Origin of the sequence: Oleiharenicola lentus (assembly GCF_004118375.1) — a bacterium.
Lineage (GTDB): Bacteria > Verrucomicrobiota > Verrucomicrobiia > Opitutales > Opitutaceae > Lacunisphaera > Lacunisphaera lenta.
Genome location: NZ_SDHX01000001.1, coordinates 972,670 through 989,168, shown reverse-complemented (window position 1 = coordinate 989,168; position 16,499 = coordinate 972,670). Strand labels below are relative to the sequence as shown.

Annotated in this window: 16 protein-coding genes; 7 read left to right on the top strand and 9 right to left on the bottom strand. The window is 65.4% G+C overall.

Annotated features, from left to right (window positions below; translation table 11 throughout):
- The first annotated feature begins 5 nt into the window (after nucleotides 1–5).
- The 5 genes from ESB00_RS04075 (at nucleotide 6) to ESB00_RS04055 (ending at nucleotide 5,974) form a co-directional block, all read left to right on the top strand.
- A complete protein-coding gene (locus ESB00_RS04075; RefSeq protein ID WP_218938754.1) occupies nucleotides 6–1,694 on the top strand; it encodes a GspE/PulE family protein in 1,689 nt (562 codons plus the stop codon).
- Between the two features lie 5 nt (nucleotides 1,695–1,699).
- Nucleotides 1,700–2,932: a type II secretion system F family protein gene (locus tag ESB00_RS04070; protein WP_129046452.1), complete on the top strand. Its 1,233-nt coding sequence runs from the start codon at nucleotides 1,700–1,702 to the stop codon at nucleotides 2,930–2,932.
- Nucleotides 2,933–3,048: 116 nt separating this feature from the next.
- The gene (locus ESB00_RS04065) at nucleotides 3,049–4,431 is read left to right on the top strand and encodes an endo-1,4-beta-xylanase (protein WP_129046451.1); all 1,383 of its coding nucleotides are present in this window, start codon (nucleotides 3,049–3,051) and stop codon (nucleotides 4,429–4,431) included.
- The gene (locus tag ESB00_RS04060; protein ID WP_129046450.1) at nucleotides 4,422–5,354 is read left to right on the top strand and encodes a hypothetical protein; all 933 of its coding nucleotides are present in this window, start codon (nucleotides 4,422–4,424) and stop codon (nucleotides 5,352–5,354) included. The genes ESB00_RS04065 and ESB00_RS04060 overlap by 10 nt, the downstream gene beginning before the upstream one ends.
- A gap of 221 nt (nucleotides 5,355–5,575) precedes the next feature.
- Complete coding sequence (locus ESB00_RS04055; protein WP_129046449.1) at nucleotides 5,576–5,974, top strand: S24/S26 family peptidase; 399 nt, start codon at nucleotides 5,576–5,578, stop codon at nucleotides 5,972–5,974.
- Between the two features lie 283 nt (nucleotides 5,975–6,257).
- Here the strand turns inward: ESB00_RS04055 and ftsY are convergent, their stop codons facing one another.
- Genes ftsY through ESB00_RS04025 form a run of 6 tightly spaced genes read right to left on the bottom strand, consistent with a single transcriptional unit; the run spans nucleotide 6,258 to nucleotide 11,199 of the window.
- Nucleotides 6,258–7,178, bottom strand: coding sequence for a signal recognition particle-docking protein FtsY (gene ftsY / locus ESB00_RS04050; protein WP_129046448.1), 921 nt, complete (start codon nucleotides 7,176–7,178; stop codon nucleotides 6,258–6,260).
- A gap of 9 nt (nucleotides 7,179–7,187) precedes the next feature.
- Nucleotides 7,188–7,634: a transcription antitermination factor NusB gene (gene nusB, locus ESB00_RS04045; protein WP_246026401.1), complete on the bottom strand. Its 447-nt coding sequence runs from the start codon at nucleotides 7,632–7,634 to the stop codon at nucleotides 7,188–7,190.
- Complete coding sequence (gene ribH, locus ESB00_RS04040) at nucleotides 7,631–8,110, bottom strand: 6,7-dimethyl-8-ribityllumazine synthase (RefSeq protein WP_129046446.1); 480 nt, start codon at nucleotides 8,108–8,110, stop codon at nucleotides 7,631–7,633. Before ribH ends, nusB begins: the two co-directional genes overlap by 4 nt.
- Nucleotides 8,111–8,166: 56 nt before the next feature.
- Complete coding sequence (gene ribB, locus ESB00_RS04035) at nucleotides 8,167–9,252, bottom strand: 3,4-dihydroxy-2-butanone-4-phosphate synthase (RefSeq protein ID WP_129046445.1); 1,086 nt, start codon at nucleotides 9,250–9,252, stop codon at nucleotides 8,167–8,169.
- 60 nt (nucleotides 9,253–9,312) lie between these two features.
- Nucleotides 9,313–9,792: a hypothetical protein gene (locus ESB00_RS04030; protein ID WP_129046444.1), complete on the bottom strand. Its 480-nt coding sequence runs from the start codon at nucleotides 9,790–9,792 to the stop codon at nucleotides 9,313–9,315.
- A 57-nt stretch (nucleotides 9,793–9,849) separates the two neighbouring features.
- Nucleotides 9,850–11,199, bottom strand: coding sequence for a replication-associated recombination protein A (locus ESB00_RS04025; protein WP_129046443.1), 1,350 nt, complete (start codon nucleotides 11,197–11,199; stop codon nucleotides 9,850–9,852).
- A 106-nt stretch (nucleotides 11,200–11,305) separates the two neighbouring features.
- Here ESB00_RS04025 and ESB00_RS04020 point away from each other — a divergent pair, with 106 nt between their 5' ends.
- Both ESB00_RS04020 and ESB00_RS04015 read left to right on the top strand, forming a co-directional pair.
- Nucleotides 11,306–12,952: a ComEC/Rec2 family competence protein gene (locus ESB00_RS04020; protein WP_129046442.1), complete on the top strand. Its 1,647-nt coding sequence runs from the start codon at nucleotides 11,306–11,308 to the stop codon at nucleotides 12,950–12,952.
- Nucleotides 12,953–13,042: 90 nt separating this feature from the next.
- Entirely contained in the window at nucleotides 13,043–13,324 is a 282-nt protein-coding gene (locus ESB00_RS04015; RefSeq protein ID WP_129046441.1) for a hypothetical protein, read from the top strand.
- Nucleotides 13,325–13,521: 197 nt separating this feature from the next.
- Here the strand turns inward: ESB00_RS04015 and ESB00_RS04010 are convergent, their stop codons facing one another.
- The 3 genes from ESB00_RS04010 to ESB00_RS04000 all read right to left on the bottom strand — a co-directional run bounded on the left by ESB00_RS04010 (nucleotide 13,522) and on the right by ESB00_RS04000 (nucleotide 16,337).
- A complete protein-coding gene (locus ESB00_RS04010) occupies nucleotides 13,522–14,301 on the bottom strand; it encodes an endonuclease/exonuclease/phosphatase family protein (protein WP_129046440.1) in 780 nt (259 codons plus the stop codon).
- A gap of 126 nt (nucleotides 14,302–14,427) precedes the next feature.
- Nucleotides 14,428–15,774: an FAD-dependent thymidylate synthase gene (locus ESB00_RS04005; protein ID WP_129046439.1), complete on the bottom strand. Its 1,347-nt coding sequence runs from the start codon at nucleotides 15,772–15,774 to the stop codon at nucleotides 14,428–14,430.
- 77 nt (nucleotides 15,775–15,851) lie between these two features.
- A complete protein-coding gene (locus ESB00_RS04000; RefSeq protein ID WP_129046438.1) occupies nucleotides 15,852–16,337 on the bottom strand; it encodes a hypothetical protein in 486 nt (161 codons plus the stop codon).
- Nucleotides 16,338–16,499: the final 162 nt, after the last annotated feature.

The window sequence follows — 16,499 nt, the reverse complement described above, 5'->3', positions numbered from 1 at the left end:
GCGCCATGGCCGCCGAGACCGACATGCTGCCGGCCGCGTTGCGGACCCGGCTCAGCGAGGACCAACGCCGCACCCTCGCCGAATCGCCCCGCGACCGCCGGCTCACCGCCCTCGCCACAGCCCTGGGCGGCGATGAACCCATCGCGCTCGACGCCCTCGCCACGGCCACCGGCCTGCCCGTGCAGCGCGACCTGAAGCCCGACCCGGAAGGCATCCCGCTGCTACCTGCCCGGCTCACCCGCGATTTCCTGATCGTGCCGATCCTGGCGGCGGAACCCAACGGCGTGCTGACCCTCGCCACGACCTGGCCGGCGGATGACGTGGTGCGCGACTGGCTGGCGACCTTCACCCAGCGCCCGTTGCGCTGGGTCCTCGCCCCCACCGACCGCATCAACCAGCTCATTGTCGAGTGCTACGGCGTCGGCGCCGGCAGCCTTGAAAACGACGACGACCTGCCCGAGCTGGCCGTCAACAGTCTCGCCTCCGACAACGAGGCCGACGAGGAGGCCGCCGTCGTGCGCTTTGTCACGGAAGTCATCTCGCAGGCCATCGAGGACGGCGCCACCGACATCCATTTCGAGCCGCAGGAGGGCCAGCTCCGCATCCGCTACCGCGTGGACGGCCTGCTCGTGCCCGTGCCGCTCCCGGAAAACCTCATCCGTTATCAGGACGCCATCATCTCGCGCCTCAAGATCATGGCACGCCTCAACATCTCCGAGAAGCGCCTGCCGCAGGACGGCCGCATCAACTTCCGCGCCGCCGGCAACACGCTCGACATCCGCGTGTCCACGATTCCGACGATCTACGCCGAGAGCGTGAGCCTCCGTCTCCTTAATCTGCGCCGCGAAGCCTACACGATGGACCGGCTCGGCATGGACGCCGGCGAACAGGCCGCCGTGCGCCGCGTGCTCGGTTTCCCGCACGGCATCATCCTCGTCACCGGCCCGACCGGCTCGGGCAAGTCCACCTCGCTGAACGCATTTCTCCGCGAGATCAATTCGACCGACCTGCGCATCGTTACCGTCGAAGACCCGATCGAATACGAGGTGCCCGGCGCCAACCAGATCCAGGTGCGCCCGGAGATCGGCCTCACCTTCGCCAGCGCGCTCCGCCACATCCTGCGCCAGGATCCTGACGTCATCATGGTCGGCGAGGTGCGCGACCGCGAGACCGCCGACATCGCCATCCGCGCCTCGCTCACCGGTCACTTGGTGTTCTCTACCCTCCACACCAACGACGCCCCCGGCGCCATCACCCGCCTGACCGACATGGGCATCGAGCCCTTCCTGATCACCTCCGCCGTCGAACTGGTCATCGCACAGCGCCTGGTACGCCGCCTGTGCGAACACTGCGCCAAGCCGACGCCGGTTGACCTGACCAAGCTGCGCGACTCGCTTTCCATTCTCGGCCTGGACCACGCCGAGGCCGATGGCGTGAACCAGCTGCTGGCCCCGGTCGGCTGCGACCGCTGCCGCCAGACCGGTTTCCGCGGCCGCGTGGGCCTGTTCGAAATTCTGGAACCGGTGCCCGAGCTGCACGACCTCGTGATCAAGCGCGAGTCCACCCGCACGCTGGCCAAGTGCGCCCGCGAACACGGCATGCGCACCCTGCAGCAGTCCGGCTGGCAGAAGGTCCGCTCCGGCCTCACGACGATCGACGAGGTGCTGCGCGTCATCACCGTTTCCGACCACTGAGCGGCATGCCGACGTATCGCTACAGCGCCCGCGATGCCGGCGGCCAGGTGGTCGAGTCCAGTCTCGACGCCCCGAGCCGCCGCGACGCGCTGCGCGTGCTGGCCTCGCGCGGCTTGCAACCGGTGCGGCTCGACGAAAGCGGCAGCGCCAAGCCGGCGAAGAGCGCCGCCTCCCTCATCGGGGAAGTGCTCGAGAAGCCAGCCTTCAACAAGTCCCTGCTCCTGCCCTTCCTGCAGGCCTTGCATGAGCTCACTGCCAGCGGCCTCTCCGCCGGCGAGGCCGTGCGGCTGCTGAGCCTGCGGCTCAAGGAACCGAAGTTGCGCGCCCTCAGTGCCACCATCTGGACCAGCCTCAGCGAGGGCCGCACCCTGTCGGCCGCGATGGAGGTCATCCCGGCGGTGTTCAACCGCCAGACCGTGTCGCTGGTGCGCGCCGCCGAGGCGACCGGCAACCTGACCGAGGTCATCCAGCGCCTGATCGACCACTTCACCCAGCAGAAGGAGATGCGGCAGCGCCTCACCACCGCGCTGGTTTACCCGGTGTTCGTCTGCTTTCTGGCCTTTGGTGTCATCCTGTTCTTCGTCTTCTTCCTGCTGCCCCGGTTGCAGGGCCTGCTGGCGTCGCTCGGCGGCAAGCTGCCGCTCTCGACCCAGATCGTGGTCGCGGGCGCGCAGTTCATGGTGCGCTACGGTGTCTTTCTGCTGCCGGTCGTTCTGCTAGGAGCCATCGCCCTGTGGCGCTGGCGGCTGTCCGAGTCCGGCCGGCGCGTGTCCGACGCCTGGCTCGTGAAGATCGCCTTCGTGCGCAGCTTCGTGATGGAGACGACACTCCTGAACTTCACGCAAATCCTCGCCGTGCTGCTGGAAAACGGCATTCCCACCGTCGAGGCCCTGCGCCTCACCGAGCGCACCGTCGCCAATCGCACGCTGCAGGCCGAACTGCACAAGGCCACCGACCGCGTGCTCGAGGGCGCCAGCCTCTCCGCCGCCCTGGGCCAGACCGGCTTCTTCCCCGATTTGCTGCTCGACCGCCTCGCCGTCGGTGAGAGCACCGGCAAGCTCGCGCCCTGCCTGCGCGACATCTCGAAAAATTACGCCGCCCGCCATACCCGCCGCCTGCAGGCGCTGACGAGCGTCATCTCGACCGCGGTGCTCCTGTTCGCGTTCACGTTCGTCGGCCTGATCGCCTACGCGATCGTGTCGGCGGTGCTCGAGGTCAGCGCGAGTTTCAAGTTCTGAGCCACGGTGGCCGCGAACCGCGGCTCTGTTCTAGTATAAGAGCGGAGGGGGCGTTGAAGAGTCTGATGCGGGCCGCACGGTCAACGATGGCGTGTTCACTCACCACGCCCCACCCCATGACCTCCCCCCACTCCCTTCATCGTCTCGCCGCCTTGGCCCTCCTCACCGCGCTTCCGCAGGTTTCAGAGGCCCAACTGGCCACCGGCAAAAGCAAATTCCTGGGCAACATCACGGCCAATAGCGTGCCCGCGAATTACAACACCTACTGGAACCAGATCACGCCGGAGAACGCCGGCAAGTGGGGCTCCGTCGAAGGCACCCGCAACACGATGAACTGGACCGCACTCGACACCGCCTACAACCACGCCAAAGCGAACGGCTTCAAGTTCAAGCTCCACACCCTCGTCTGGGGCTCCCAATACCCGAGCTGGATCAGTACGGTCTCGGCGAACGACCTCCGGACGGAAATCGAGGCCTGGATGGATGCGCTCGCCGCCCGCTACCCGGATGTCTGGGCCATCGATGTCGTGAACGAGCCAACCAAGACCCCGATGCCCGACAACTACAAGGCCGCCCTCGGCGGCAACGGCACCACCGGCTGGGACTGGGTCATCACCTCGTTCCAGCTCGCCCGCCAGAAGTTTCCCAACGCCAAATTGCACATCAACGAGTATGGCACCGAGAACGACGCGACCGCCCGCAACCAGATGCTCGTGATCATCAACCTGCTCAAGGAACGCGGTCTGATCGACGGCATCGGTATCCAGGCGCACGCCTTCAACCTCGACCACATGAACGCGGCCCAGATGAAAACCTGCCTCGACGCCTACGCCGCCACCGGGCTCGAAGTTTACGTCACCGAGCTCGACATCCGCGGCATCGGCACGAGCTATTCCGAAGCCAACCAGTTTTCCAAATACCGCGAGCTCTTCCCCGTCATCTGGGAGCATGCCGCCGTGAAGGGCGTCACCCTGTGGGGTTACATCGAAGGCCAAACCTGGATGACCAGCAGCGGCATCCTCAACAGCAACGGCACGGAGCGCACCGCCATGACCTGGCTGAAAGGCTACGTGACCGGCACCCTGCCTGCCTTGCCCGCCGCCCCCAGTGGCCTGACCGCCACCGCCGCCTCCACCACGCAGATCAATCTCGCCTGGACGGACAACGCCACCACCGAGACCGCCTACAAGGTTGAGCGAGCGACGGCGAGCACCGGCCCCTGGACCGAACTCACGGGCACGCTCGCGGCCAACGCTTCGTCCTACAGCGCCACTGACCTCACGGCTTCAACCACCTATTACTTCCGGGTCCGCGCGAGCAACCTCACCGGCGACGGCGACTACAGCGCAACCGCCTCGACCACGACGTCGGCCAATCCTCCGCCGGCACCGCCGCCATCAAGTGGGGGTGGCGGAGGGGGTGGCGGTGCGCCGAGTCTCTGGTTCCTCGCCTTGATTTCCGGTTGCGCCCTGCTGCGGCTGCGCCGGCGGTGCGGCTGAGCATCGAACCCAAGCTTACGCGCGAATTTTCCCAGCTTCATCCGATGAAAAAACGGCTGACATCGCTGCTGCTCCTGGGCGGCGTGCTGGCAATCGGCTGGATGGCGATGCGCGCTCCACGTGTTCAGGAACCTGTTGCGCAGGTGACCGGAGGCCACGCTGTTTCGACCCCTGCGACGATCATGACGCCCCCCGCAGTGGTTGCGGCGGTGGACGCTCCCCTCACCGTCAATGCGACCCCGGACCTGGTCGGCCAGATCACGACGGCGCTCCGCTCCGGTTCCACCACGGAGCGCGACCGCGCCTGGCAGCAACTCCTGCCCGAACTCGTGCGCACCGACCCTTCGGCGGCCGGACATCTGGCCCTCGCGTGGGAACAGGGCGCGATGCGCGATGAACTGCTGGAGCGGACCATCCGGCTCTGGTCGGAAACGGATATTGGCGGAACGCTTACCTGGCTGACCTCCCTGCTCGATCAGGGCGACCGTGATCTGGCTGCGCTCAGTGCCACCACCCAAGTCGCCCAGACCGACCCCGCCGGGGCGCTTGAACTCGCGCAATCGCTCCGCATCGGTCTCGACGACGGCAGATTTGAACGCATGGCCCAGCTCTGGGCCGAAGAATTTCCGCAGGACGCCGTGGACTGGGCCACGGCCCAGCCCGCCGGTGCGCTTCGGGACAAACTGCTGATCCGCATCGTGCATGTGCGTGCCCAACAGGATCCGCCGGAAGCGGCCCGGCTGGCCACGGCCCAGTTCGCGCCCGGAGCCAACCGGGACAACGCGATCCTGACCGTGATCCGCCATTGGGCGGTTCGCGATCAGGCGGCCGCCACCCTGTGGGCCGGAAGTTTTGATTCCGGTTCATTGCGTGACCGTGCCTTTTCGGAAATCCGAAACGCCGGGGTGCGCCTGCAAATGTAAAGCCCCACCCGGGGCATTCCACCCCGGGCCATGGTGGGCAATCAACACTAGCCTTGCTGACTGGCTTTGGTCTGAGATCAGTTTAGTTTGTCAGCATGATCCGGTCGGCGTCAGTCGTTGCTTGGTGCGGCTTGCTGCTGCTCAGCGCAACCGGGACAACAGCGAAGGCGGAATCGACGACTTGGATCCGAGGCATCTACACACGGGAGTCGCCCCGCCCCGTGCCCGCCACCGAGGAGAAAGCCTGGCAGCGCGCCATTTCCCTCGCGGAAGCCACCCCGGACGCATTTGTGCTCGTGGGCACCGGCCGATCGATGCAGCCGCTCTACGAATCCGACACCATCCTCGTCCTACGCCAGCTGCCCTTCATGGAGCTCCAGCGGGGACAGACGGTACTCTATCGCAACAAACGGGGAAAGATCATCGCCCATGTGCTTGTTTCCCGGACCCGTGATGGCTGGCGCGCGCGGGGTCTAAACAACTCCATCCATGACATGGAGCCCGTTCAGGCGGAGAATCTCGTCGGCATTGTGCTCGCGGCTTTCAAACCGGTTTCCGTCGGTCCAGACGGGAAACGTCACGTCATCGGGGCCGCAACTGATCGCTACACCGCCAAATAAAAGACGCGGACTCTCGTCCGCGTCTTTGTCGCACTAACACAGCTAACCCTAAAAAGGATGAGGGCTCGCGCGCGCACAACGGGCCAGTCAAGCGCACGCGAGCCCCTTTGGTCACCTCTCGCACCCTCTGCAGGGCACGAAAATCTCGGACGCAAACCTATCGTAACGAGGCGTTTCCCTCCTCAGGCAAAACAACCTAATTTTAGGTGCCACGTAGGCCCACCTAGTTGCGTGGTGTCATACACCCAACGCGACAATCCGCCATTTAAGCGCGCCAGATCGCCTACTGTTCCAATCCAAAGATGGCGCGTGCGTAGGTCTCGGCCGAAAAAGGCTGCAAATCATCCGGCTGCTCCCCAAGGCCGATGAAGTAGATCGGAATCTTCAATTGCCGCCAGATACCCACGATCGCCCCGCCGCGGCTGGTGCCGTCGAGTTTGGTGACGATCAGGCCCGTCAGCCCGAAACTCTTGTGAAAGACCTTGGCCTGCTCGATGGAGTTGGCGCCCAGGCTGCCGTCCACCACGAGCCAACGGTGCTGCGGCGCAGCGGCATCGTGTTTCTGGAGCACGCGGCGGATCTTCGCCAGTTCCTCCATGAGGTTGTCCTTGGTGTGGAGCCGCCCGGCCGTGTCCACAATGAGCCAGTCCTTGCCGCGAGCCTTGGCGGCTTGCCAGGCGTCAAAGGCCACGGCCGCCGCATCGGCTCCGGTGTGGCTGGCCACGATGTCGAGGTCGAGCCGGGTGGCCCAGCTTTTGAGCTGCTCGACCGCGGCGGCGCGGAAGGTGTCGCAGGCCGCAACGATCACGGTTTGTTTCTCGGCCTTGAACTTGTGCGCGAGCTTCGCGGTGGTGGTCGTCTTGCCCGAGCCGTTCACGCCGATCATCGCAATGACCTCGGGACGCCCGGCACCCGGCTGCAACCAGCCTTCTGCTCCGGCCAACACCCGGCGGAGCACCGCCGCCCCGATCTCCGCCGCCTGACGGCCCTGCAGCGTCGGGTCCTTTTTGTAGGCGGTCTTGATTTCCTCGAGGATCTCGGTCGTCGTCTCGACGCCGAAGTCGGCCGTGTAGAGGGCCTCCTCCAATTCGTCGAGCGAGGCGGCGTCGATCTTGCGCCCGCCGAACAGGCCGTGGGTCTTGGCCGCGATGGCCGCGACGGTCTTGGTCAGTCCGTCCTTGAACTTCTTGAGCAGCGAAAACATGCGCGCCCGTTACTCCGTGGTCGGCTTGCGCGCGTCGCGTCCGAGCTTGTCCTTCATCCGGTCGAGGATGCCGTTGATGAAGCGCTTCGAGTCCGACGTGGAGAACTGCTTGCTGAGATCAATGGCCTCGTTGATCGAGACGACCGGCGGGATGTCCTTGCGGTAGAGCATCTCGAACATCGCCAGCCGGAGGATGGCGAGATCGATGCGGGCGACGCGGTCGAACTCCCAGTTGTGGGCGAGGCTGCGGATGTGGCCGTCGATCTCCGCCACGTGCTCAAGGGTGCCGTGGATCAGCTCCTCGGCGAAGGCGTAGTGGTCGCGGGGCTGCTCAAGGTGCTCGAAGAACAGCTGCAGGTCGGCGCCGAGGTTGGCGGGCTGGTTGACGCTCCACGCATAGAGATACTGGAACGCGGCGGCGCGGCATTCGCGCCTTTGGGTGAACTGGCTGCTCATGATTTTCCTCCGAGTTTGCGCTTCAGCGCCGCCATGGCCAGCGCGGCGTGGGCAAACTCCGCCCCGCGGTTGATGCGTCCGGCGCAGCGGGCGCGCGCCTGGGCCGGTGTGTCGGTGACGATGACGCCGTTGATCACGGGCACCCCGCTGTCGAGGGCCACGCGCTGCAGGGCATGGGAAACGCTCTGCCCGACCATCTCGTGATGGTTGGTGTCGCCGCCAATGAGCACGCCGAGCGCAATCACGCAGTCGAACCGGCGGCCCGCCGCCAGCCGGGCGGCCGCCCAGGGCACCTCGTGGGAGCCGTGCACGCGAACCACGACGAGGTCTTTCGCCTTCACGCCCGAAGCCTGGAGGGAGGCTTGCAGCCGGTTCAGGAGAGACGTCACCAAATCCTCGTTGAAACGCGCCGCGGCGATGCCGAAGCGGAGGCCGGCACCACTGACCTGCGGTTTGCTGGGAGCATCGAGACTCATGGAAGGGCCTATTGGCGGGGGCGATTGGTCAATCCGCAATCCGAAATCCGCCGGGTTCAGACCGCCACTTGCTCGACGATTTCCAAACCGTAGCCTTCCAGGCCCACCACCCGCTTCGGGGCGTGTTGCAGGAGCCGGATCTTGCGCAACCCAAGGGCCGTGAGAATCTGCGCGCCGGTGCCGTAATCGCGGAGATTCGGCTGCGTGCCCGACGGGCCGGCGTTGATCAGCGCCTCCTGCATGCGGCCGTTCTGCTCCATGTAAACGATGGCGCCGTGGCCGGTTTGCGCCACGCGCTGGAGCGAGGCGACGAGCGAGCGGTGGCTGCCGAGGCCGTTGGCGTGGAACACGTCGCTGAGCAGGTTCTCGGTATGCACGCGCACCAGCGTCGGCGAACCGTCGAGCTTGCCCATCGTGAACGCCAGGTGATGGCGACCGTCCACCTTGCTGCGGAAAACGTGCAGGGTGAACTCGCCATACTCGGAGGAAAACGGCCGCTGCGCCACCCGTTCGACCAGCTGCTCGCGCCGGTGGCGGTATTCGATCAGCGCCGAGATGGAGATGAGCGGGAGCTTGTGCCGGTGCTTGAACTCCACCAACTCGGGCACCCGCGCCATGGTGCCGTCCTCGTTCAACACCTCGCAGATGACCGCCGTCGGGCGGAGTCCCGCCAGGGCCGCCAGGTCCACCGCCGCCTCGGTGTGGCCGGCGCGCTCCAACACGCCGCCGGGACGGGCACACAGCGGAAAAATGTGTCCCGGTTGCACGAGTTCATCGGAACGCGTGGCTGGGTTGGCCAGGAGCTGGATCGTGCGGGCGCGGTCGAACGCGCTGATGCCGGTCGTGATGCCCTCGGCCGCATCCACCGAAACGGTGAAGGCCGTGCGGTGCGCCTCGCGGTTCTGCTGCACCATCGGATTGATGCCCAGTCGCTTCAGCTGCGGCTCCGTCATGGGCACGCAGATGAGTCCGCGGGCGTGCCGGATCATCAGGTTGACCAGCTCCGGCGTGGCCTTCTCGGCCGCCAACACGAGATCACCCTCGTTTTCACGACCTTCGTCGTCGGTCACAATCACGACTCCGCCGGCGGCGATGGTCTGGATCGCGGTCTCCACGGAATCGAAAGACGCAGAATGGCTCATGGCGAAGGGGCGGGAGCATCCCCCGCACCCCGGTCCCTGTCAAATCCCCGCTGGGAACTATCAGCTGCGGAAATCGACCGTGTAGTTCTCCACCGCGGTCGCCTGATCGCCTTCGCCCCGCAGGAGGGTGATGAACAATTTGAAAGAATGCGGGCCGCGCACGAATTGCGCCCCCATCAGGAAGGTGCCGTCGCCGGCCACATTGAGGATTGTGCGATTGTCGCCCGGCCCGTGCATGTTCGGCCAACGGGCCGTCGCGCGCGTGACGTCCACCTTCTCGGGCTTCTTCTTCTTGTCGTAGAAAGTCAGCTTGTATTTTCCGCCGTCCAGTTTGAGGCCGAGAAAGTGGCCGTTGGCCCGGGCGATCGTGGTGCCCTCGATCACGCCCATTTCCTCCTCCTTCGCGCCCGGCGCGGCCTTGCCCGGAGTCGGTTTGACCGCCGGTGGCTTGGGCGTGGGCGGCTTGGGCGCGGGCGCCGTCTGGGCCTGCATGACTCCGGTCGCGATCACGATGCTCAGCAAGAGGGCGGCGAGTTTCATGGCGGGCAACATAACCGCCGGTCGGGCCGGCGCAAGCCCGGGGTGCCCGTTGTCGGGTCAGGGAGCGAGATTCGCACGGAGTTGACGCCATCGCGCGAGCCGCTCGGCAATCTTGGCCTCCCAGCCGGCCGTCTTGGGGGTGTAGAGCGCGAGCGGTTTCTCCAAGTGCGCCTGGCCGCTGATGTTCTCCGGAAAATCGTGGGCGTAAAGGTAGCCCTTGCCGTGCCCCACCCGCTTGCTGGCCTGACCGCCCTTGTCCCGCAACGGCAGCGGCACCGGCTGAACCGGCTGTTCCTTCAACACACGATGCGCCTCGCCGAGGGCGATCGTGGCCGAGTTGCTCTTCGGTGCGGTGGCGATGTAGAGCGTCGCGTGCGCCAGCGTCAGCTCGGCCTCGGGCAGGCCGATGAAGTCGCAGGCATGGTGCGCCGCCACCGTCAGCGGCAAAGCCTGCGGATCGGCCAGCCCGACATCCTCGCTGGCCAAAATCACCAGCCGTCGCGCGATGAAGCGCGGGTCCTCGCCGCCGGCCAGCATCTTGGCCAGCCAATACATCGCCGCATCCGGGTCGCTGCCACGGCAGCTCTTGATGAACGCCGAGATCGTATCGTAATGTTCATCTTCGTCGGCGTCGTAACGGATGCGCCGTTCGCGGGCGAAGACTTCCAGCTCCTTCTCCGTGATCGCCGCCTGTTCCGGCAGACTGAGCGCGATGACCTCGAGGGCGTTTAGTGCACGGCGCAGGTCGCCGTCGCAGAGCACGGCCAGATCGGTCAGCACCTTGTCGTCCGCCGCGTGGCTGCGCGCGCCAAGTCCCCGCTCGGTGTCGGTCAGTGCCTGCCGCAGGACACCCGCCACGGCCTCGGTGGCGAGCGGCTCCAGCCGGAACAGGTGGCTGCGACTCAGCAGCGGCGGGTTCACGTAGAAACCGGGATTGTGGGTCGTGGCCCCGATCAACCGCACGTTGCCTTCCTCCACGTCCGGCAGGAGCAGGTCCTGCTGCGACTTGTTGAACCGGTGCAGCTCGTCAATGAACAGGATTGTCGCCGCCTCCGGCTGGCGGCGGGCGGCGCCGAGGATTTCCCGCAGCTCGGCCACATTGGACATGACGGCGTTCACGCGCACAAACCGGCTGCCGGTTTCGCGGGCGATGACCTCCGCTAAGCTCGTCTTGCCGCAACCGGGCGGACCGTAGAACAGGAGGCTGCCGAAGCGGTTGCTGGCGATGAGCTGCGGCAGCAGGTTGCCCGGACCGACGATGTGCCGCTGACCGGCGATTTCCGTCAGCCGCCGCGGACGCATCCGCGCCGCCAGCGGTTGCGCCGCCGGGGGCTTGCCGGACGACGCCGTCGGCCGCGGAGTGTCTTCCGCGAACAGGGAACCGGTGTCGTCAGCGCTGCGGGCCATGGTTCGCGCAGTGTGCGTCGCACTCCGTGAGAAACAAGTTTGAAGGCGGCCGGCCGATCCTTTGGCTGGTGAGGCTGCGAACCGGGCCAGGGCGCAGATCCGCCCCATGCCCTCGCCCGCCCACTCCATCCGCGCCCCCCTGCTCTGGCTGCTGCTGCCGTTGATGGCGGGCCTGTCGGCCGCGAAAATCTGGCCGGCACCCGGCTTCGGGCTGTGGCCGTTCCTGATTGCGGCAGGATTGTCGGCCCTGATCGCCGGTTGGGCGGCCCGCCGCGCGCGGAGGAGTTGGGCGCTCGGGGCCCTGGTGCTGGCCGGCACGCTCTCAGGCTACTTGCTGCTTCAGCTGCGTTACCCGCATCTGCACGCGCGGGAAAACCGCCCGCCCCGGGAGATTACCCTCCGGGTGCGCGTGACCGAGGTCTTCAGCCCGACCGCGCGCGCCCGCAGTGTATCGGGCTTGGGAACGGTCCTGCTGGCCGATGCCGGCGGCGAGGATCTGGTCGGCCAGCGGATCTACTTTTCCGCGGTCCGGCGGATCAGCGTGCCGTTGGGCATCTCCGGCCAATACGAGTTCAAAGGTGTGCTCGAGCCGCTGCCGCGCGACGCAGCCGGCGCCGGGTTCAACGACTACCTCGCCAACCTGGGCGTCCGCCAGCGGCTGCTGCGCTCGCGCGCAGCGCGGGAGCTGAAGCCACCGACCAAAATTCAGACCCTGGTCGCCGGTCTGCGCGAGCGGCTGGAAGTCATCCTCCGGCATGGATTGGACCGGCATCCGCAGACGGCCTCGCTTTATCTCGCCATGCTCCTCGGCGAAAAGGCGGCGCTCAGCCCCGAGCAGGAAAACGCGTTCATGCGCAGCGGCACCTTCCACGTGTTTTCCGTCAGCGGCCTCCATGTCGGGGTGATCGCCCTTGCCCTGCACATGCTGCTGTTCCTGCTCCGCGTCCCGCGCCGCCCGGAAGCCCTGATCACGCTCGCGGTGCTTTGGGTCTACGTGCAGGTCACCGGCGGTGGCACGCCTTCCGTGCGTGCCTACGTGATGATCGCGTTTCTGCTCTGTTCGCGGGCGTTCCGGCTGCCGGGCAACGCCTTCGCGGCGCTGACGGCCGCGGCCTTTTGCACCCTGCTGGTGGACCCGCTCCAACTGTTCAGCACGGGCTTCCAGATGTCCTACTCGGTGGTCACCGCGCTTATCCTCTTCGGTGGCCCGCTGGCCGACCGCTGGCTGGAAAACTGGCAGCCGTTCACCCTGGTGCCGCGACCGGAATGGCGCTGGTGGCACCATCTGATCAACGGGGTCGGGCGCAAAGTGATCAGCGCCACGGCGGGTTGCTGGGCGGCCTTCCTCGCCAGCACGGCCTCGGGCATCGGCTTCTTCGGGCTGTTCTCGCTCGGGTCCTTCGTGGCCAATCTCGTGATCCTGCCGATCTCCACCCTGGCGCTCATCGCCGGATTCCTGTCACTGCTGGCCGGGCTGCCGGGGCTGCTGTCGGTGAGCGGGTTGTTCAACTCCGCCGCCGCCCTCATCATCATTGCCGCCGACTGGCTGCTCCGGCACGGCACGACGCTGCCCGGCGTGTATTTTCCCGCGAGATTCCGGGCCGAGTGGCTCGCCCCGGCCTCGCTCGCCCTGATGACCGCGGTGATGCTGGCCGGCGCCTCGGGACGCTGGGCCGGTCGCTACGGCGGTTTCTGGCCGCCGGTAGTGTTGCTCGTGCTCCTGTTGATCCTGGGCGTGAAGTTCGGAGGGTGACCACGAAATACACGAGCGACCCGAAAACCGGACAAGGACCGGTGATTTTATTTCGTGTGTTTTGGGTATTTCGTGGTGCAACATCCCCGCATGAAAAGCGCCTACGAACTCGCCATGGAACGTCTCGCGAAAAGCGACCCCTCCTCCGCCCCGCTGTCCGCGGAACAGAAGGCCCGACTGGCTGAAATCGACCGCGTGTATCAGGGCAAGATCGCCGAGCGAGAAATCTTCCTCAAGCAACAGCTCACCGGCGCCCTGTCCGGCCAGAATCTCGACGAGGCCGAAAAGATCCGGAAGCAAATCGCCGGCGAGCGCGCCCGGCTCGAAGAGGAGCGCGAGGACGAGAAGGAACGCGTGCGGCGGAAAAAGTAGAACCGGTCTCTGACCGGTTTCTTCGTAGGGAGGAGGCGAGCCCGACGGCCGGTCCGAAAATTAGGGCTCGTAGCTTTTTGAATTTTGTCATCGCGAGGCCCGCAAGGCGGGCCGTGGCGATCCAGCTGGATTGCTTCGTCGCTTCGCTCCTCGCAATGACGGTCTAAAAACTAAGTAGCGCCGGCCTGATACCGGCCTCACTCCACGAACTCGAATTCCGCGCTCAACGTGTGGTGGTCCGACGCGGGTGTGGGTTTCACGGTATGGCTCACGGGCCGGAGCCAGCGGTTGTAGAAGATGTGGTCCAGCACATAGGGCCGGCGGCGCCAGGTCGGCTCGGTTGACTGCACCGTGCGGTAGCCGGCGTTGGCAAACTGCTCGATCAGGGACTGGTGTTTGCTGACATTGAAATCGCCCGTGAGCAGCGTGGGCACCTCCGTGCTGCGACGCAGTTGGTCCTCAACCAGTTTGCGCTGATCGAGGTGCAGCTCGCTGCTCGATTTGAGCATGAAAAAAGCCAGCAGGTGGGTGTTCAGCAGGCGGACCTCGCGCCCGTGGATGGTGGTCGTCGCCCCGATGAGCAGGCGGTCGGTCGGCGTTTTCTTCTCCCCGAGAAAATCGAACTCCACGGGCGGCGACGGCAGGTTCATGCAGACATGCTCGCGCAGGGGTGTCTTGCTGAGGATGGCCAGGCCAATGCCGAAGGGCAGCTCGCGCTCATCCGGTTTGGGATAGCTGAAGTAGCCGTCGTAGGCGGGAAATTCCTTGCGCAACCGGGTGTAGTGGGGCGGCGGCTGGGCCTGGACCCCTCCGGACAAGGTTTGCTCCAGCTCCTGGAGCATCACGATGTCGGCATTATGGGCGCGAATTTCATCCACCGTGCCCCGGATCCGGATCGGAGCCGTGTCGGGATAGGTGTCGTCCCACGGCTGCCCATACTGCATGTTAAACTGCAGAACTTTGAAACGTCCGCTCATGCGATCAGATATGCACCGGTGCCGCGTGGAGCCAGCCAGTCGGTCCTGCCAGAAAACAGTCTGTTGTTCTGCGGAACATGCGGACGATGAGCCGGATGTTCGTTTCGCCACCAATAACCGGCAAGACTATTCTGGTTCGGCCGTTCCCTCTATGACCCAGTCTTTCGCCTCTGGCACCTGGCGGTTGAATTCCCGCAAAACGGCACTGAGGTGCTCGGCGTAACGGAAGTGCGCGCCCATGCCGGTGCGCAGCTCGGCCTCGTAGATGAATTTGTCGGCGTGGGTACTGTGCTCGAAGGGCGTCTGCGCGCCCAGCAGCAGCGAATACACGTAGGCCGGCGACCCGCGCTGCATGAGTTCGCGCGTGAGCGCGGCCTGCTCCGCGAGCAGGGCCGAATGGTCCGAGTGCTTGATCTCCGGCGGCAGATAAAAACCCGCCTGAATGAGCGGCGTCCAGCGGTGGCCCGTGCGGTGGCGGTTGAGGTCGCGCAGCTCGGCGATGGCCATGTTGTTCCAAGCAAAGGTCACGCGCATGCGGCGGGTGGCCTTGCCCTGCCAGCCGTAGCGGTTGGCGCGGTGCTTCAAGGCCTCGGCCAGCGGCTGCTCCTCGGCGAGCCACGGCGGGGCGTCGCGGTCGGTCTTCACCCACACGGCGTCGGCCAGCGGCGCGGTCGAGAGGCGCGCGAGCCCGAGCTTGAGGCTCTCGGCGAGTTCTTGCTTGGCCTGTTCCTGGTAGGATTTCTCGGCGCTGCTGTGGCGCATGAGGCGCGGGGAAATTTTCAGCAGCTCCTCGCGGATGAGTTTCGCCGCGGCCTGCGCCTCGGGCATCGGCAGCGAGTCGAGGTGCTTCACGGTCGCGGCCCACATACGCGAACTCTGCACGAGGCCGAGGTTGGTGCGCGTGGCGAAGGGGATGAAGTAGCGCGCGCGGTCGAGGGCGTAGTTCTTGCGCAGGCGCGTGACGACGGCGGGCTTGGCGTCCTTGGGCAGCCGCACGAGGCCGGGATCGGCAATCGCCGCCGCATCGAGGCGGGCATACTCGGCGTTGTAGGCGGCGAAGGCCTTGGCCATGAGTGCGGTCCAGCGCGGCGCGAGGTCGTCAGGGATGCCGATCTCCGCGGGAGCAGGCAGGTTGGTCGGCGCCATCGTGATGTAGCGCGTGCTTGATTCCTGGCCGTCGGCCATTTGGGCGATCTCGAAGACCTTATACGCGAGCCACATCGAGACATCGTCGAGGGCGATGGCCAGGCCGCCCGTCAGGCCGCCGATGGAAGCGTGACCGTAGTCCACAAACTTCAGGATGCGGTCGATGGACTCGTCGGGGTTGGCGAGGTCCACCTTTTCGAGGATCTTGTGGATGCCCTCGTTGCTGCGCGAATAGCGCGCCAGGACGGAGGCGAGAAGCTCGGGAGTGACCTTGGGCAGGCCGGCGGCGGCGGGAGGCGGGACAAGGGCGAGACCGGTGACCTTCATGGGTTGTCCCCACGAAACACATTCACCGCCCCACGCGAAGAAAATAATATGCCCAAAGGTTACCTCCCGGCTCGATTCTAGGGACCATCCCTGCGGGTGAGATATTCATGATCAACGAACACATCGTGGCTCGGCTTCCGTTTCTTCGAGATCATGCTCAACTCCAAAACAGTCCCCTTATGCGGGCCCGATTCAACAACGGTAACGACCTCAAGAAACTCGCCCACATTGATAAATTTATGCTCCACGAACTTCACAACGCGAAGTGTCTCACCCGGCATAAGCAAACCGGCAACTTGGCTGCTGCTGGGCGCGTAATTTTGGAAATCCGCTAAATTCTCCGGTGTGCCAGAAAATCCAAGTGGAGCCAAAACCGGGGTTTCCTTTGGATCTGCCTTATCGTGTTTGAACAGGAACGCTGGCTTGTTGAGTAGATACACGCCTCCGCTGACGTAGTCGGATCGCGCCGAATACACTGCCGGACCGACAACCCGCGATGAGTTGCAGGCTGACAGACAGATAAAGCATAATAAAAACGGCCAAGATATACGGATGCGTTGCATAAATGGTCCCGGCTAATTTTGAGGAAGATTCAGCACGAAGTTCTGATAATAGGGATTATAGGAGTGCTCTATCCCGCTGGAAAAGAAAGAGCCGGTATTGCGCCGCCGAGCGCATCAGCTCGATTGACCAGATCGGCTGCCGCAGCACTGCCACCGGTTGGG

Bases quoted from the DNA above. Each gene is read 5' to 3' on its own strand.
- ESB00_RS04075 (WP_218938754.1), top strand. From the start codon at position 6: ATGGCCGCCGAGACCGACATGCTGCCGGCCGCGTTGCGGACCCGGCTC.
- ESB00_RS04070 (WP_129046452.1), top strand. From the start codon at position 1,700: ATGCCGACGTATCGCTACAGCGCCCGCGATGCCGGCGGCCAGGTGGTC.
- ESB00_RS04065 (WP_129046451.1), top strand. From the start codon at position 3,049: ATGACCTCCCCCCACTCCCTTCATCGTCTCGCCGCCTTGGCCCTCCTC.
- ftsY (WP_129046448.1), bottom strand. From the start codon at position 7,178: ATGTTTTCGCTGCTCAAGAAGTTCAAGGACGGACTGACCAAGACCGTC.
- nusB (WP_246026401.1), bottom strand. From the start codon at position 7,634: ATGAGCAGCCAGTTCACCCAAAGGCGCGAATGCCGCGCCGCCGCGTTC.
- ribH (WP_129046446.1), bottom strand. From the start codon at position 8,110: ATGAGTCTCGATGCTCCCAGCAAACCGCAGGTCAGTGGTGCCGGCCTC.
- ribB (WP_129046445.1), bottom strand. From the start codon at position 9,252: ATGAGCCATTCTGCGTCTTTCGATTCCGTGGAGACCGCGATCCAGACC.
- ESB00_RS04030 (WP_129046444.1), bottom strand. From the start codon at position 9,792: ATGAAACTCGCCGCCCTCTTGCTGAGCATCGTGATCGCGACCGGAGTC.
- ESB00_RS04025 (WP_129046443.1), bottom strand. From the start codon at position 11,199: ATGGCCCGCAGCGCTGACGACACCGGTTCCCTGTTCGCGGAAGACACT.
- ESB00_RS04020 (WP_129046442.1), top strand. From the start codon at position 11,306: ATGCCCTCGCCCGCCCACTCCATCCGCGCCCCCCTGCTCTGGCTGCTG.
- ESB00_RS04015 (WP_129046441.1), top strand. From the start codon at position 13,043: ATGAAAAGCGCCTACGAACTCGCCATGGAACGTCTCGCGAAAAGCGAC.
- ESB00_RS04010 (WP_129046440.1), bottom strand. From the start codon at position 14,301: ATGAGCGGACGTTTCAAAGTTCTGCAGTTTAACATGCAGTATGGGCAG.
- ESB00_RS04005 (WP_129046439.1), bottom strand. From the start codon at position 15,774: ATGAAGGTCACCGGTCTCGCCCTTGTCCCGCCTCCCGCCGCCGCCGGC.
- ESB00_RS04000 (WP_129046438.1), bottom strand. From the start codon at position 16,337: ATGCAACGCATCCGTATATCTTGGCCGTTTTTATTATGCTTTATCTGT.